At 68.2% G+C, this 15,970-nt stretch carries 10 protein-coding genes; 4 read left to right on the plus strand and 6 right to left on the minus strand.

The features are described from left to right. Positions 1-110: 110 nt before the first annotated feature. Genes F2P45_RS06130 through F2P45_RS06140 form a run of 3 tightly spaced genes read left to right on the plus strand, consistent with a single transcriptional unit; the run spans position 111 to position 6,641 of the window. The gene (locus F2P45_RS06130; protein WP_166871477.1) at positions 111-1,694 is read left to right on the plus strand and encodes a ShlB/FhaC/HecB family hemolysin secretion/activation protein; all 1,584 of its coding nucleotides are present in this window, start codon (positions 111-113) and stop codon (positions 1,692-1,694) included. Between the two features lie 11 nt (positions 1,695-1,705). Next, complete coding sequence (locus F2P45_RS06135; protein ID WP_166871479.1) at positions 1,706-5,926, plus strand: two-partner secretion domain-containing protein; 4,221 nt, start codon at positions 1,706-1,708, stop codon at positions 5,924-5,926. Next, positions 5,895-6,641: a FecR family protein gene (locus F2P45_RS06140; RefSeq protein ID WP_370663211.1), complete on the plus strand. Its 747-nt coding sequence runs from the start codon at positions 5,895-5,897 to the stop codon at positions 6,639-6,641. Before F2P45_RS06135 ends, F2P45_RS06140 begins: the two co-directional genes overlap by 32 nt. Here the strand turns inward: F2P45_RS06140 and F2P45_RS06145 are convergent. From F2P45_RS06145 to F2P45_RS06155, 3 genes are read right to left on the minus strand one after another with little or no spacing between them, the layout of a single operon-like run. Next, entirely contained in the window at positions 6,638-7,540 is a 903-nt protein-coding gene (locus F2P45_RS06145) for a lipase secretion chaperone (protein WP_166871481.1), read from the minus strand. The two genes, F2P45_RS06140 and F2P45_RS06145, sit on opposite strands and share 4 nt — an antisense overlap. Continuing rightward, positions 7,537-8,409, minus strand: coding sequence for a peptidylprolyl isomerase (locus F2P45_RS06150; RefSeq protein WP_166871483.1), 873 nt, complete (start codon positions 8,407-8,409; stop codon positions 7,537-7,539). The genes F2P45_RS06145 and F2P45_RS06150 overlap by 4 nt, the downstream gene beginning before the upstream one ends. A 27-nt stretch (positions 8,410-8,436) precedes the next feature. Beyond that, the gene (locus tag F2P45_RS06155; RefSeq protein WP_166871485.1) at positions 8,437-9,084 is read right to left on the minus strand and encodes an esterase/lipase family protein; all 648 of its coding nucleotides are present in this window, start codon (positions 9,082-9,084) and stop codon (positions 8,437-8,439) included. Between the two features lie 240 nt (positions 9,085-9,324). Between F2P45_RS06155 and F2P45_RS06160 the strand changes: the two genes are divergently transcribed. Beyond that, positions 9,325-10,344: an AraC family transcriptional regulator gene (locus F2P45_RS06160; RefSeq protein WP_166871486.1), complete on the plus strand. Its 1,020-nt coding sequence runs from the start codon at positions 9,325-9,327 to the stop codon at positions 10,342-10,344. A gap of 14 nt (positions 10,345-10,358) precedes the next feature. On the opposite strand, the gene F2P45_RS06165 is transcribed toward F2P45_RS06160, so the two are convergent. The 3 genes from F2P45_RS06165 to F2P45_RS06175 form a co-directional block, all read right to left on the minus strand. Continuing rightward, positions 10,359-10,754 (minus strand): hypothetical protein, encoded by a 396-nt coding sequence (locus F2P45_RS06165; RefSeq protein WP_166871487.1) that lies wholly within the window; start codon positions 10,752-10,754, stop codon positions 10,359-10,361. Further along, positions 10,747-14,028 carry an ATP-binding protein gene (locus F2P45_RS06170; RefSeq protein ID WP_166871488.1) on the minus strand — a complete coding sequence of 1,094 codons (3,282 nt, stop codon included), beginning with the start codon at positions 14,026-14,028 and terminating at the stop codon, positions 10,747-10,749. The genes F2P45_RS06165 and F2P45_RS06170 overlap by 8 nt, the downstream gene beginning before the upstream one ends. 110 nt (positions 14,029-14,138) lie before the next feature. Next, on the minus strand, positions 14,139-15,944 hold the full coding sequence (locus F2P45_RS06175; protein WP_166871489.1) for a PhoH family protein: 1,806 nt from the start codon (positions 15,942-15,944) through the stop codon (positions 14,139-14,141). Between the last annotated feature and the right edge of the window lie 26 nt (positions 15,945-15,970).

Raw genomic sequence — 15,970 nt, forward strand, 5'->3', positions numbered from 1 at the left:
GTTGCAAGAGATGATGCAGTTAAACTGAGCGCATATACGCACCCTGTGGCTTGGCTTTTTTCTAAGTTTGAACGCATGCCAACACGAACAACACACCGTAGAGTTCATCCATGAATCTTCCCTTTGCGCGCCTGCTGGCTGGCGCCGTGCTGGCCGGCGCGGTCAGTGCGGCCTGGGCCACCGAGCCGGCCGCGACCGAGGCAATTCGGTTCGACATTGCCCGTTTCGATGTCGCCGGCAATACCTTGCTGCCCGCCGCGCAGCTCGACGCGGCGCTGGCGCCGTTTACCGGCAGCGGTCGCGATTTTGGCGACGTCCAGCGCGCGCTCGAAGCGCTCGAAGCGCTGTACCACCAGCGCGGCTACCAGGTCGTCACGGTCCAGTTGCCCGAGCAGGAACTCAATCGCGGCGTGGTGCGCCTGAACGTGGTGCAGACCAGGATCGGCCGCATCAGCGTCAGCGGCAACAAGCACGTCGACGACGCCAACGTGCGGCGCAGCCTGCCCACCCTGCAAGAAGGGAAGACGCCCGACCTGGACCGGGTGTCGGCCAATCTGCGCATGGCCAATGAGAACCCGGCCCGCAAGATCAAGCTGAACCTGCAGAACGGCGCCGCCGACGACACGCTCGACGCCAGGCTCGATGTGGCCGACGAGAAGCCGTGGACCGCCATGCTCAATGTGGACAACAGCGGCACCGGCCAAACCGGCAAGACCCACGCCGGCGTGGTGCTGCAGCACGCCAACCTGTGGGGCCGCGACCATGTGGGCAGCGTGCAGTACACCACCACCGTCGAGGAGCCGAGCAAGGTGAGCGTGTACGGCGCTGGCTATCACATTCCGCTGTACGAACTGGGCGACTCGGTCGACCTGTACGCCAGTTATTCGGATATCGATTCGGGTTCGGTCACGGCCGGCATCTTCAACCTGGCGGTGAGCGGCAAGGGCACCGTGGCGGGCGTGCGCTACAACCAGGGCCTGGCGCGGCGCGGCAGCCTGGAACCGCGCCTGGTGTACGGGTTCGACCACAAGGCCTTCAAGAACAGCGTGCTGTTTTCGGGCGAGAATTTTGGCAACGACATCACGGTTCATCCGGTGAGTGTGACATGGCTGGCCAGCACGCCCGTGGGCGGCGGCGAAGCCAATCTGTCGGTCGCGCTGGTGCGCAATATTCCCGGCGGCACCCGCGGCGAGAGCGTTGACTTTGCGCGCAACCGCGCCGGCGCCAAAGCCGGCTACACCATCGCCCGCGTCAGCGCGGCATTTACCCGCGCCTTCGGGGCCGACTGGCAGGTGCGCGCGCTTGTCAACGGCCAGCTGACGGGCGACGCGCTGGTGCCGGGCGAGCAGTTCGGCGCCGGTGGCGCATCCTCGGTGCGCGCTCTGGAAGAGCGCGCCGTCTCCACAGACTCCGGCGTGCTGGCCAATCTCGAAGTCTATACCCCGAACTTTTGCGCCGTGCGCGAACGCTGGCAGTGCCGCGTGCTGGCCTTTTACGATGGCGCCCACGGCCGCCGCCACCAAGCGCTGCCCGGCGAAGCCGCGCGCGCCACGGTGTCCAGTGCCGGCCTGGGATGGCGCTTTTCGATGGGCAGCTCGCTCAACATGCAGATCGACTATGGCCATGTGCTGCGCCGCGACGCCGGGGTGAACGACAAGAACAAAGTGCATGTCCGCGTAGGCCTTGCCTACTAAAGGTGAAACAGATGACTATCCAGAACCAATCCACCCGCCTGTTGCAGCGACTTTGCCTCCCGTTGCTGCTGGCCTTCGCCGGAATCCATAGCGTCCATGCAGCGCCGGCTTCCCCTCAGGTGGTGGCCGGCCAGGCCACGTTTTCGCAGCAGGGCAATGTATTTTCGATTACGAACGCGCCCAACACCATCATCAACTGGCAGAGTTTTTCGGTGGGTGCGGGCGACATCACGCGCTTCATCCAGCAGGACGCCAGCAGCGCGGTGCTCAACCGCATCGTCGGGCAGGACCCGAGCCGCATCCTCGGCGCCTTGCAGTCGAACGGGCAGGTGTTCCTGATTAACCCGAACGGCATCCTGTTCGGGCGCGATGCGCGCATCGATGTCAACGGCCTGACCGCGTCCACGCTCAACATGAGCAATGCCGACTTCCTGGCGGGCAAGCGCAACTTTAGCGGGCCGGCCAGCGCCGGCAGCGTCGTCAACCAGGGGTCGATCACCACTCCGTCGGGCGGCAAGGTGTTCTTGATCGCGCCGAATGTCGAGAACAGCGGCATCATCACTTCGCCGCAGGGCGACGTGGTGCTGGCGGCCGGGCACAGCGTGCAACTGGTCGATTCGAGCAATCCCGACTTGCACGTGGTGGTATCGAGCCCGGCCAATGCCGCCCTGAACCTGGGGCAGCTGATTGCGCACGGCGGCAAGATCGGCATCTACGGCGCGCTGGTCAAACAGCGCGGGCTGGTCAGCGCCGACAGCGCGCGCGTCGGCGAGAACGGCAAGATCGTGTTCAAGGCCAGCGCCGACGCCCAGCTCGAAGCGGGCAGCGTGAGCAGCGCCACCGGCGCCGGCAAAGGCGGCGAGATCAGCGTGCAGGGCGAACGCGTCGGCTTGATGGGCGACGCCCGCATCGACGCCAGCGGCGTGGCCGGTGGCGGCACGGTGCTGGTCGGCGGCGGCTGGCAGGGCCGGAATGCGCTGGTGCGCAATGCGCAGCAGACCGTGATGGGCAAGGCGGCCTCGATCCGCGCCGACGCCACCGAGAGCGGCGACGGCGGTACCGTGGTGCTGTGGTCAAGCGGCGCCACGCGCGCCTTCGGCAGCATTGCGGCCCGGGGCCGCGGCGGCAGGGGCGGGCTGGTCGAGACCTCGGGACACTACCTGAACGTGGAAGGCATCCGGGTCGACACCGGCGCGCGCGGCACCTGGCTGCTCGATCCCTTCGATATCACCATCGGCGGCACCGGCAGCGACGTGCTGGCCGACTTCGATCAATTCAGCGATGCCCCGGATGACGGCGTGTCGCTGCTCAACGTCGCGGTGCTCAACAACGCCGCACTATCCGCCGACATCGTGATCCAGGCCTCGAACGATGTGCTGATCAGCGAAGCCATCACGCGCGCACCCGGCGCCGCCGGCAGCCTGTCTATCCAGGCGGGCAACAACATCACGGTCGACGCCGACGTCTCGACCGCCGGCAGGCCGATGACGCTGAGCGCCGATGTGTTGGCCAAGGGCGTTGGCACCATCTACGTCAACAAGGCGCTGACCACCGGCGGCCGAAATATGACGCTCAACGGAGCCAACATCATGTTCACCCCCGGCGCGCTGGCCAACAGCGGCGTGGGCGACATGACGTTCAACGCCGTGAACGTGTTCCAGCTGTCGGCCGGCGCCGCCCTGAAAAGCGGCGGCATGGTCACGATCGGGGCCAGCCAGATGGGCCTGCTGGGCGCGGTCGGACCGGCGCAGTTCCAGCAGAACCCCTCGGTGACCTTGCGCCCGTCGACCTACGGAGGCGATATCGCCATCGCGGCCGGCGAAATCGTGCCCGGCAGCGTGACGCTGGCGCCGGCGCAACTGGCCGCCATCGAGGCGCAGGCGCTGATCATCGGCGGCAATCAGTATGCCGGCAAGATCGTGGTCAACTCGGCGCTGGGAGGCGCTGGCGGAGCGCTGAAAGCCAATTATCTGCTCATGAGCGGCCAGGGCGGCATCGTCCTCAACGCGCCGGTCACGATCGCCGGCGGGATGCAGGTGGACGCGGCGAGCATCGTCAACACCAGCGCGGCGCCGATCAAGGCCGGCTCGCTCTCGCTCATTACCAAACAGGGAGCCGGCACATCCGCCACGCCGCTGTACACCCAGACGGCCCTTTTGGACGGCAGTAATACCGTCGAGAATGGCAGCGCGCCGCTCAATATCAGCAACAGCGGCACCCTTGCGCTCGGCAACCTGAGCCAGAGCGGCGGCAACAACAAAGGCGCCATCATCGTCGCCAACAAGGGCGGCATGACTTTGCCGGACGGTAAGTCGGTCACCACCCTGGGCGGCGCCGTCAATCTGTCGACCCAGAGCCCGCTGGCCATCAATGGCAGCATCGACTCCCAAGGCGGCGCCATCGCGCTGCAAGCGGGCAACGGCGGCGAACTGGGCATCGGGCCGCAGGGCTCTGTCACGTCCGGCGCCGGCAATATGTCGCTGGTGGGTGGGTCGATTGTGAACAAGGGCAGCGTCAGCGCGACGTCCGGCAATATTTCGCTGAGTACGCCGGCACTCAGCGGCAACGGCACCATCGGCAGCGCCAGCGGTACCGTCACCGGCCTGCCCGACATGTCGACGACCTTGCCGGCCTGCGTCGCCGCGCCAGGCAAGAATGGTTGCGCACAGGTGCTGGCGAACGCGTTTGCGGCCTGCGTCGCCGATCCGGCTGGCGCTTACTGCGCGGCGATCCTGCCGTCGCTGGACGCCTGTAGCGCCAATCCCGGCAAGCCCGGCTGCAGCGCGGTGCTGCCATCGCTGAGCGCCTGCGTCGCCGCCCCGTCCATGGGCGGCTGCGACGTCGTGTTGCCGTCGGTCGCTGTCTGCGTGCTTGGTCCCACCGCGCCAGGCTGCTCCGCTGTGCTGCCGGCACTGAGCGCCTGCGTCGCCAATCCCGCAACAGCAGGCTGCGGCGCCGTCCTGCCGACCCTGGCCGCTTGCAGCGCCGCGCCAGCGACGGCCGGTTGCAGCGTGGTGCTGCCGACCCTGTCCCAGTGCAGCGTGAATCCGACCCAGCCCGGCTGCGCGCAAGTGCTGCCGAGCCTGAATGCCTGCGTTGCCGCGCCGTCGACCAGCGGTTGCGCGGTGGTGCTGCCAACCCTGGGCGCCTGCCTGACGACGCCGTCGCGCGCCGGTTGCGCGGCGGTCCTGCCGACCCTGTCCGCCTGCGTGGCCAGCCCGACCCAGGCCGGCTGCAACGTGGTGCTGCCATCGCTGGCGGCGTGCAGCGCCAGTCCAGGTTTACCGGGCTGCGCCGTGGTGCTGCCGGGCGTGGCCCAATGCGTGGCCGCGCCCACCCAGGCCGGGTGCGCAGTCGTGCTGCCGACCCTGACCCAGTGCATTTCCTCGACCAGCCTGCCCGGCTGCGGCGTGGTCCTGCCGGCGCTGAGCCGCTGCGTCGCCAACCCGGCCACGCCGGGCTGCGCGGTGGTGCTGCCGTCGCTGAGCCAGTGCGTGGCCAATCCGGGCGCCAGCGGGTGCGTGGTGGTGCTGCCGACCCTGGCCCAATGCGCGGCGAATGCCGCCGTGCCGGGTTGTAACGTGGTCTTGCCGACCCTGAACCAGTGCGTCGGCAATGTCGGCTTGCCGGGCTGCGGCGCGGTCTTGCCGAGTCTGCAGAGCTGCGTGGCCAATCCTGGCGCGCTCGGTTGCTCGGTGGTCTTGCCGACCCTGGCCCAGTGCAGCGTGACGCCGTCGCTGGCGGCCTGCAACGTGGTCTTGCCGAGCGTGGCGCAGTGCAGCGCCGCACCTGGCCTGGCCGGTTGCGGCGCGGTCCTGCCGGCGCTGGCGCAGTGCGTTGCCACGCCATCGGCACCGGGTTGCGCAGTGGTGCTGCCGCGCCTGAGCCAGTGCGAGGCGACGCCAACCGCGGCCGGTTGCAGCGCCGTGCTGCCGACCCTGTCCCAGTGCACCGGCAGTCCGAGCCTGCAAGGGTGCGCCGTGGTGCTGCCGCCGGTGAGCGCCTGCGTGGCCAATCCGACGGCGCCCGGCTGCACGGTGGTGGCGCCCCCGCAGCAACTGGCCGACAGCACGCTCAATGAAGTGGTCGTCAACACGGTCAACGCCGTCAACAGCGTGACGACGGCCACCGCAGAAAAACCGGCAATCAAGGACGATGGCGTGAAAACCGTCGCGACGAGTAATGTTAAAGGAGACGCGAGTGAACTGCGCAAAAAGACGTATTGCAATTAAGGCGCTCGCGGGTGTCTTGCTGGCGGGGTCGTTCGGGATGGCGTGGGCGGCGCAGGTGGCCGGCACCATCGTCAACCTGAGCGGGCCGCTGATGGTCAAGAAGGCCGACGGCAGCGTGAAGGTGCTGGGTGTCAAATCCGAAGTGGAGCAGGGCGATACGCTGGTGTCCGAAAAGAACACCTACGCCCAGATCCGCTTCATCGACAACAGCGAAATCACCTTGCGGCCGGGGACCACCTTCAAGATCGAGGCCTTCGCTTATGAGACCGGCAAGCCGGAAGCCGACAGCGCCAGTTTCAGCCTGCTCCAGGGCGGGCTGCGCTCGCTGACCGGGCTGCTGGGCAAGCGCAACAAGGAGAAGTTCCAGCTCAAGACGCCCACCGCCACCATCGGCATTCGCGGCACGACCTTTGTTGCGCAGTATGTGCCGCCGCTGACGCGCTCGCCGGTGCCGCAGCCGGTCGCCAACTCACTCTCGCCCGGCTTGCACGTGTTCGTGATTGACGGGGCGATCATGTTGAACAATGCCGGCGGCAGCACGAATTTTTCGGCTGGCCAGTTCGGATTCACGCCGAACATGCAAACGCCGGCGCTGAGCGTGCCGAGCAATCCTGGCCTCAAGTTCACTCCGCCGCCGATGTTCAGCATCCCGACGGTGTTGACTACCGCCACCGGCCTGGCCAAGCCGCAGACGGTCGACTGCGAGGTACGCTAGCGCGCAGCGCCCGGCTGCTGGCTGCGCAGGCGCTCCATGTTGTAGGCGCGCGCGGCCGGCATTTCCTGTTCCGAGTACAGGCCGCGCAGCAGGCTTTCCATATCGCTGCCCGGCTTCACGGCGGCGAGGAAGGCGGCGCTGCGCTGTTCCCAGTCCGATTGCACCTGTTCCGTGTCCTGCAATTGCTGCGCGCGCTCGGCCCCGAGCACCTGCTGGCGCAAGGCGGCCACCTTCGCTTCGGGCGTCCCGGTGCTGCGCAGCGCGGCCACATCGGCGCGCAGACGGTCGAGCGCGGGGTCCGCCGCCAGTGCACTGTGCGGCTCGGGCGCGCCCGGGCGCGTGGCGGCCAGGTCGGCGCGCATCTGTTTCTCTTCTTTCCCATACATTGACGCGGCCAGCCGCTCGCCGAAGTGCCCGATGCGCAGGGCATGCAGCTGCTCCAGCGCCTGCTCGGGCGTGAGCGCGGCATCAAGGCGCTGGCGTTCGCCCAGCTGCGTTTCGAGCTCGCGGTAGGCCACGTAGTTGCGCAGCAGTTGCGCCAGCTCGGGCGCCGCATCGGGCGGCAGGCCGGCCGCCAGCTCCTGTTCAAGCTTGTCCATCTCGGCGCGGCCGGGATGGCGCGGCAGGCTCGCCAGCAGCACGTCGAGCAGGATGCTGGTGCGTTCGTCGATGGCCAGCTTGCCGTCGGCGCCGAGTCGGAACGAGGGCGCGCGACCCGGCTGGTCCGGCATCGCGCCGAAGAGCGCGCTGGTCTCGGCCAGCAACGCAAAGCTGCGTTCGACCGCCTGCCCGGTGCGCTGTTCGGGCGTGGCGGGGGCGTCGGGGACGGGGGCGCGGTACAGCAGCGCGCCGGCGATCAGCACGGCCGCGATGCCGGCCAGCGGTCCCTTGATGCTCATCTGACGGACTCCGGCGGCGCCACGCGCCCGGCCGTGAGCCGGATGGCGGCGCCCGTCTTGAGCGCTTCGATGCGCTGGCCGAGCCGTTCCTGCATGATCCGGGTGCGCAAGCCGAGCCGCAGTTCGGCCAGTGCCGGCTTGGGCATCTGCCTGGTGGCGATCAGTTGCACGACTTGCGAGCCGCCCTGCGGCAGCGGGCGTTCGATGGCTTGGCCCGCACGCATGCCGGCCACTTGCTGCGCCAGGGCGCTATCCATCTGGGCCGCCATCAGCCAGCCTGGCGCGGGCGGATTGGGCGCGCTTGAATAGCGCCTGGCAACCTGCGCAAAGCGCTTGCCCGCGCGCAGTGCGGCCAGCGCGGCGCGTGCCTGCGCGGGACCGGCCACATCGAGCGTGGCCAGCTGGAACTGGCGCTCGTTTGGCACGCCCTGGTAGCGCTGCGCGATCTCGTCTTCGGTCACCGGAATGGTGGACAGCAGGTGCCGCACCAGATCGCGCTGCAGCAGCGTTTTGTAGGCCAGCTCCGCTTCGGCCACCAGCTCGGGCGACTCGTGCAGCTTCAGTTTGACCGCTTCCTGCGCCATCAGTTCCATGGTCACCAGTTCGCCCAGCAGTGCGTTGCGGTCGAGCGCGGCGCGGGCGTCGCTGCGCGCCTGGCGGTCTTGCGCGCTTTCTTCATCGAAGGGATTGGCACGGCCGGCGTTGGCGTCGACGAGCGCGTCGAGCAAGGCTGTACGAACCGGCTGGTCGCCGACCAGCGCGACGATACTCGACGCAGTGTCCGGAGGCGCGGCGTGCGCCCCCGTCAACGCCAGCAGCAGGACCAGACAGTGGCGGCGCAAAACGGCCGATGTGCGGTAAAAATCCATGGCTGATCCTTGTCCTGGTTGCTTGTATTACGGCAGTTGCGCGCGGACCTGGTTGTAGACGCTGGTGTCGGTCAGCATCGCAATGTGGCCGACACTGGCGGTCTGCACGCTGGTGCCGCACTGCGCATTACTCGCCGGCAGGATCACGCCATCGTTGGCCGACCACAGCGAGCGGTCGCAACCGGCGCCGGCCAGCTGGGTGATGAACGACGAGCCGGGCCGCATGTCGAAGCATGCCGGCGAATAGCAACCGTAGGCGCTGGTGGTGCCCTTGTGCGGCGTGCCCAGGGTGATGAAGCGGCGCATGCCGGCCTGGCCGCCGAGCTTGGCGCGCTGCCAGCGCACCACCAGTCCGCCGTTCGAATGGGCGATCACGCTGACCGGCTGGTTGCCGTTGCTGGCGCGGACGCTGTTGATGAAGGTGTTGAGCGAGGCGGCGCTGGTGCGGTCGCTGCTCGTCAGGGAGCTGTAGTTGAAGCCGTACAGCTTCGCGCGCGGATAGCCGCTGGCCGTAAAGCGCATGAGCATGGCGTCGAAGTTGGACGACGAGCCGCTGTAGCCGTGCACGAAAATGATCGGTTCCTGGGCCGCGGCCGCGCCGGACAGTCCGAGTCCCGCTGCGAACAAACCGAGGGCGAGTGCGGACCTTGCGGCCTGGGTGAATGCGTGTCGCATGAGTGTCTCCTTTAGTTGTGGACAACCACTATATGCGTGGCGGTCAGGCCGGGCAGTCGCCGGACAGGCCAATTCGCTCGCTTTCCGGGCCATGCGGGGCGGCTGTGGCGCCGATGACAACAAACTGAAGGAGTTGTTTTCGTGACAATGGGTTCATAGTATGATGCGAGCAGGGCGGCACAGCGCCAAGGCGTGGCCGCAGCCGTTTTCGCGGGCCAGAAAGACGAGGTTCCCATTTCCGTGACGATATCCAGACCGACCGTGTCCGCAGCATGGGTAAAAGGGATCGTCGAGATGATCGGCGCGCTCGGTCTTGAGCCGCTGTCATTGCTGGAGGAAGCCGGCTTGCCGCTGGACGAGCTGGACGATCCCGACGGCCGCTTCGACAGCGCCGCCGTCTCGGCCCTGTGGTCGCTGGCGGCGCAGCAGTCGGGCCACCCGCATCTGGGCCTGGCACTCGAAGGCGCCGCCAAGCCGGCCTGCTTCGGCGCGGCCTTGCATGTGATGATGTCCAGCCCCGACCTCGATGCCGCCGTGCGCCGCATGGCGCAGTACGTGCCGATCATCAGCAGCGCGGCCACGGTGGAACTGGCATTCGACAGCCAGGGTTGCAGCCTGACCCTGGCGCTGGGCGAGGACGTGCCCGGCGAACGCTACGATTTCGCACTGCTCATGTTTACCAATCTGTGCCGCTGGATGACTGGACGCGAGCTGCGCCCGCAGTCGGTCGACCTGGCGCACGCGCGGCCGGCCAACCTGCTGCCGTACCTGGCGGCGTTCGGCTGTCCCTGCCATTTCGGCACGAGGCACTATCGCCTGTGTTTTTCACAGGCCGATCTGGGGCTGGCGCTGATGACCGGCAATCCGCTGCTGACCGAACTGCACGAGCGCTTCGCCGACGAGCGCCTGGCGCGCCTGGGCGACGCCCGCACCACGCGGCGCGTGCGCGAGCTGGTGATGGCGTGCCTGGCCGACGGCGAACCGGCGCGCGGCGACGTGGCCAGGGCGCTGTGCATGAGCGAGCGCACCTTGCACCGGCGCCTGCAGGACGAGGGGACCTCGTATGTGCAGCTGGTCGACGCGGTGCGGCGCGAGCAGGCCGCGCATTATCTGGATCAGACCAGTTTGTGCTTTACCGAGATCAGTTTCCGGCTCGGCTTCGCCAACCAGGGCACCTTGTTCAGGGCGTGCAAGCGCTGGTTCAATGTGTCGCCGGGGCGCTACCGCGAGCGCCTTCGGGCGCGGGTGGAAAGCGGTTGACGCCACGGCGGCGTTTACCTGGCGTCGAACGCGCGGGTCCACCAGTGCGTTCCCTCGAATCGCATCAGCACGATCTTCGGGCCGAGGTTCGACTCGACCAGCACGGCGGTCAGTTTGGGTGAACGTTTGTCCTCCGGCGCAATGAGCACATCGCGTACGGCGACGATCTTGTAATCCTCGATCGGTCCCGCGTCAAAGCGCATCATCTGAAAACACCGGTCCAGTACCTCCGAGGGGGAAGCGTCGGCGCCCAGCCGGAGGTGCGGCGTCATGCCGTTCATCCAGAGCTGGTTCGTCGACAGTGCGGACACCAGGGCGGCGATCCTGTCGGCGGCCGGCGCTGGCTGGGCAAAGGCCTTGGCGGCCAGCAGGACCAGCGCGGCGCCGATGGCGAGGGTCAGTCTATTCATCATGGTTTTCCAGGTTGACCAGCGAGATGGTGAGCTGGCCGGCGATCAGCATCACCGTGTCGAGTTGATTGGCGGTGAAGGCGCCGCGCACGCTGCCGTTCTCCAGCAGCAGGACGGCGTGCGGCACATGCTGCTTGAAGATCGGCACGGCCAGGACCGAACACTGGCTGCGCCCTTCAAAATACGGGTCGCGCGCAAACCGGTCATCCTGCAGCGCATCGTCGAGCAGCAGTACCTCGCGCGTGCGCTCGACATGGCGCAGCAGCGACATGGGCAGGGCGGGGGTGTTCGCGACCGGGCAAATCAGCAGCTGCGCGGCGCTGGCGCCGGCCAGCGCGCAAAGCAGCTCGCCGGCGCGCTCCTGCAAGCGCGCCAGGGTGGTCTGGGCGCTCAGGGCTTGCGAGGCCCGCAGCACGGCCAGCAGGTCGATGTTGTCCAGCGGCGCATTGGCGGCATCGGCCGCGCGGCGCGCCGGCGCGGCCGCGTTGCGCAGGAAGGCATGCCGCCCGCGCAGCGCGCTGGCCTTGGCCGACGCGCCCCAGGCCTCGTAATGGCGCAGCGCCTCGGTCAGCAGCGAGGCGCCCACGTATTCCAGGCCCTGCGCAAGGTAACACAGGCCGGCGCGCTCGGTGATCGCGGCGCGCTGCCAGGGCCGCCGGTGCGCGCGCATGGCCAGCAGCGCGTGGTCGAACAGCGTGGCGGCAGCGGCCGGCGCGCCGCTGGCCCAGGCGCGTTCGGCGTCGATCCACGTGACCAGATGGGCGAAATTGCGCGGCGCGTCCGCGGCGCGCAGCGCCATCCAGTCGCGGCAGGCGCCCAGTTCGCGCAGCGCGTCTTTGTCATCGTGCGCCTGCCGCGCCAGCGCCAGCGCGCGGAACAGGTAGCCCAGGGCGGCCGCATAGATGCCGGCAAAAGAGGCCAGCAAGGGCATGGCGGCCGCCGAATGGCGCGCCAGCGCGTCGTCGTCGCCGAACAGCAGGGCCACATGCGCGCGCACCAGGCAGGCGGTGGGCGTATCGAGGTCGCCGGCGGGCGCCGGGAAGTGCATGTCGATCGCGCCGCGCACCACATCGAGCAGGTAGCGGTAGCTGCGGTGGACGCGGCTGGCGGTGACGTTGCCGCCACGCCCGGTGCTCGCTTCGGCCTCGGACAGGAGCGCCGCGAGCATGTCCAGGGTCGGCGCGCACTCGAGCTGCGCCACGATCTCGGTGTGGTAGCTGTGGGTCGCGTATTGAACGTCGCCGTGTTGCAGCAGCACCCGGCGCGCCTGGCGCGCGTGGGCGATGGCGTTTTCGAGCGGCTCGACCCAGTGCAGCGACGCCAGCGCGAACACGTGCTGCAGCCAGGCGGACTCGTAGTCGTAGCCGCGCGCCTTGCCGATTGCCTGCGCCTTGATCAGCATCGCATGGCCGGTGCGGTAGTCGCCGCGCTGCTTGAACAGGATCGGCAGCGTTCCGAAGGTCTTGAGCAGCGCCGCGCAGGGACCGTGCTCGATCCACATCTGCTGGTAGCGCACCAGCAGCGGCACCAGGCGCTGGTCGTCGGCGTAGTAGCTTGCCAGCGTGGTCAGGTGCAGCAGCCTGCCGACCGCCTGCACATGCGGATCTAGCGGCGCGGGGCGCCGCAGGTCGGCGTCCAGCGCGCCGCTGTAGGCCCAGGCGGCGATGGCGTCGAGCCGCGCCGGCCCGCAGTCGGCCAGCACGACACCGGCGCGGGCCAGCAGGGCGATTCCGAGGTCGATGGCAGCGGGCAGGAGGCGGCGGCTGGTCATGCTGTCGATCTGCACCGAGGCCGCTTCGATCAGGTCGGTCAGGCTGGTGTCGCCGCCGGCTATCCGCGCGTACACCGCGTCGGCCTCGGCGTGGCGGCCAAGGCTGTACAGGGACGCGTGCCAGGCGCGCATCAGCGCAGGGGCGGCGCCATGCAGGCGCACGGCGGCGTTCAGGAAGCGCTCTTCGAGCGCGTAGTCGGCCTGGGTGCGGGCCTGGGCCGCGGCCTGGCCGAACAGCGTGGCGACCTGGCGCCGTTCGGCCGGGTCGGACGGGCTGTCGGCCAGCGCCAGATACTGTTCCGATGCGCCGGCTTCCTGCCCCTCCCGCGCCAGCAGGCGACGGCCGATGGCCAGGTGCAGCGCCTGGCGTTCGCCGGCCGGCATGCCTTCGTAGACCGCCTGCTGCACGCGGTCGTGGCAGAAGCGCAGGGCGCGCCCGGACGCCAGCACCAGTCCATCGGCGAGCGCCGGCGCCAGTGCGGCCGCATCGCACCCTGCGGCCAACGCCAGCACCTGCGCATCGACCGCGCCGCCGAGGCAGGCCAGCACCCGCAGCATCAGGCGCGGTGCCGGCGGCAGGCGGGCGATGCGCAGCGCCAGCAGGCTGGTGACGTCGCGCTGCGCGATGAAGGCGAGGATGGGCGCCATGTCGTCATCGGCGCGCAGCAGTCCGTGCCTGCGCAGCGCGTCGACCAGCTCGATCGTGTCGAAGGGATTGCCGCGCGTGCGTTGGCCGATGATGGCGGCCAGGGCGGCGCAGCGCTGCGTCTCCAGGCCTGCGAGCCGGCCGACGAAGGCGCCCATGCCAGCCTGCGGCAGGTTGTTCACTTCCAGCGTCGCGCAGGCGCGCCAGCGCAGCAGCATGGCATGCAGCGGGTGGGCGGCGTCGACGTCGTCGTTGCGGAAGGCGCCCACCAAGAACAGGCCGTGCAGGGTCGCGTCGCGCAGCAAGGCGTCGAACGCGGCCAGCGCCGCCGGTCCCGCCCATTGCAGATCGTCGATGACGATGACCACCGGGCGCGAAGGCGACACCACGGCGCGCAGCAGGTCGAGGAAGGCGGTGCGCATGCGGGCCTGGTGGCGCGCCGGGTCGCTGTCGGCGGCCTCGATGCGGCCGAGCAGGAGGGCGAATTCGGGCAGGCCGGCGGCGACCAGGCCGGCGTTGGTATCGAGCGCCGCCAGGATGCGCTCGCGCTGGCGCTGCCGCGCCGCCGCCGGTTCGCCCAGCAGCAGGCGGCCCAGCGCGCGCATGGCCTGGACGATGGCCGACGGCGCATCGTGCCGGTACTGGTCGAATTTGCCGCTGACGAACCAGCCGCCCTGGCTGGCCGCCATCGCGCCCAGCTGCGCCAGCAGCGCCGACTTGCCGGCACCGGCGCCGCCGGTGACGAGCAAGCCCCATTGCTTGCGCCGGCAGCCGGCGGCGAAGGCGGCGCGCAGCGCGTCCGTCTCCGCTGCGCGGCCTGTCAAGAGCGCGCCTTCGTCATGCGGCACTGTGTCCATTGCGTCCCTTACAAAGCATCCAGCAAAAGAAAACGGCCTCTGTCCAGATGACTGGAGAGAGACCGTTTCGACTGAACTAGTCAGTGATTAGCGAAATAGGATCAAGCGTGTTACAGCACTTCGCTCGCGTGGTCGGCCAGGCGCGAACGTTCGCCGCGCGCCAGGGTCACGTGGCCGCTGTGCGACCAGCCCTTGAAGCGGTCGACCACGTAGGTCAGGCCGCTCGAGCCTTCGGTCAGGTACGGCGTGTCGATCTGGGCGATGTTACCCAGGCACAGGATCTTGGTGCCGGGACCGGCGCGCGTGACCAGGGTCTTGATCTGTTTCGGCGTCAGATTCTGCGCTTCATCGATGATCAGGAACTTGTTCACGAAGGTACGGCCGCGCATGAAGTTGAGCGACTTGATCTTGATGCGCGAGCGGATCAGGTCTTGCGTTGCCGCGCGGCCCCACTCGCCGCCATCCGAATCGGACTTGTTGAGCACTTCGAGGTTGTCGTCGAAGGCGCCCATCCACGGACCCATCTTCTCTTCCTCGGTACCCGGCAGGAAGCCGATGTCTTCGCCCACCGGCACGGTGACGCGGGTGACGATGATTTCGTTGTACAGCTTGGTCTCAAGCACCTGCGCCAGACCGGCCGCCAGGGCCAGCAGGGTCTTGCCGGTACCGGCCTGGCCGAGCAGGGTGACGAAGTCGCATTCCGGATTCATCAGCAGGTTCAGCGCAAAGTTCTGCTCGCGGTTGCGCGCGGTGACGCCCCACACGTTGTTCTTGTTGTGGCTGAAGTCGCGCAGGGTCTGGATCACGGCGGTTTTGCCGTTGAGCTGCTTGACCTGGCCGTAGAACGGCGCTTCGCCATTCTTTGGTTCCAGGTAGACAAACTGGTTCACCAGCAAGGTCAGCATGGTCGGGCCGGTCACGCGGTAGAAGGTCGACGAGACGCCGTTCTTGTTTTCCTGCCAGGACTCCATGTCCTTGCCGTTCTTGTTCCAGAAGTCGTCCGGCAATTGCACGATGCCCGAGTACAGCAGGTCGCTGTCTTCCAGCACGTGGTCGTTGAAGTAGTCTTCGGCAGGCAAGCCCAGCGCGCGTGCCTTGATGCGCATGTTGATGTCTTTCGACACCAGCACGATGGCGCGGCCCGGCTGCTCGGCTTCCAGGTTGCGCACCACGCCGAGGATCTGGTTGTCGGCTTTGCCGACCGGCAGGCCTTCCGGCAGGGTCGGGCCGTTTTGCAGGCGCGTCTGGAAGAACAGGCGGCCCTTGGCGTCCTTGTTGCCCAGCTTGGCCAGCGGGATGCCGCTTTCGATGGCGCCGTCGTCGATGTTGCCGACCAGCGCGTCGAGCGTGCGCGACACCTGGCGGGCATTGCGCGCCACTTCGGACATGCCCTTTTTATGGTCGTCGAGCTCTTCGAGCGTCATCATCGGCAGGTAGACGTCGTGCTCTTCGAAGCGGAACAGCGACGATGGGTCGTGCATCAGCACGTTGGTGTCGAGCACGAACATCTTGGTCTTGCCGGTCTGGTCGGCATTGCGGCTGGCGGAGGACTTGACCACCATTTCGACGGCCTTGTGCTTGGCCGGGTGCGGCGCTTCCAGGTCGAGCGGCTGCTTTTCCTTGCCGCGAGCGGCAGGTTTGGCGATCGGCGTCTCCATGACGGCTGGCGACGTGATCAGCGGCGCCGGGGCGGCTTGGGCCGGCGCGGCGACCAGGGCGGCTTTCTTGGCCGGGGCCTTGGCGCGCGTGGCCTTGGCCGGCGCTTGTGCGACCGGTTCGACGGCGATTTCGGCCACCGCGCTCAGTTTTGGCTTGGCGGCCGCGACCGGCGCAGGCTTGTTGCCGCGCTCGGCTTTTGGATAATCTTCGGCCAGCAGCAGGGTGGCTGGCTTGGTGGGGATTTTTGGCAGTGGCATCAGGGTCTCAATCTAAAAAGGTGCAG

This window comes from Massilia mucilaginosa (assembly GCF_011682145.1).
Lineage (GTDB): Bacteria > Pseudomonadota > Gammaproteobacteria > Burkholderiales > Burkholderiaceae_D > Telluria_A > Telluria_A mucilaginosa.

Bases quoted from the DNA above. Each gene is read 5' to 3' on its own strand.
- F2P45_RS06130 (WP_166871477.1), top strand. From the start codon at position 111: ATGAATCTTCCCTTTGCGCGCCTGCTGGCTGGCGCCGTGCTGGCCGGC.
- F2P45_RS06135 (WP_166871479.1), top strand. From the start codon at position 1,706: ATGACTATCCAGAACCAATCCACCCGCCTGTTGCAGCGACTTTGCCTC.
- F2P45_RS06145 (WP_166871481.1), bottom strand. From the start codon at position 7,540: ATGAGCATCAAGGGACCGCTGGCCGGCATCGCGGCCGTGCTGATCGCC.
- F2P45_RS06150 (WP_166871483.1), bottom strand. From the start codon at position 8,409: ATGGATTTTTACCGCACATCGGCCGTTTTGCGCCGCCACTGTCTGGTC.
- F2P45_RS06155 (WP_166871485.1), bottom strand. From the start codon at position 9,084: ATGCGACACGCATTCACCCAGGCCGCAAGGTCCGCACTCGCCCTCGGT.
- F2P45_RS06165 (WP_166871487.1), bottom strand. From the start codon at position 10,754: ATGAATAGACTGACCCTCGCCATCGGCGCCGCGCTGGTCCTGCTGGCC.
- F2P45_RS06170 (WP_166871488.1), bottom strand. From the start codon at position 14,028: ATGGACACAGTGCCGCATGACGAAGGCGCGCTCTTGACAGGCCGCGCA.
- F2P45_RS06175 (WP_166871489.1), bottom strand. From the start codon at position 15,944: ATGCCACTGCCAAAAATCCCCACCAAGCCAGCCACCCTGCTGCTGGCC.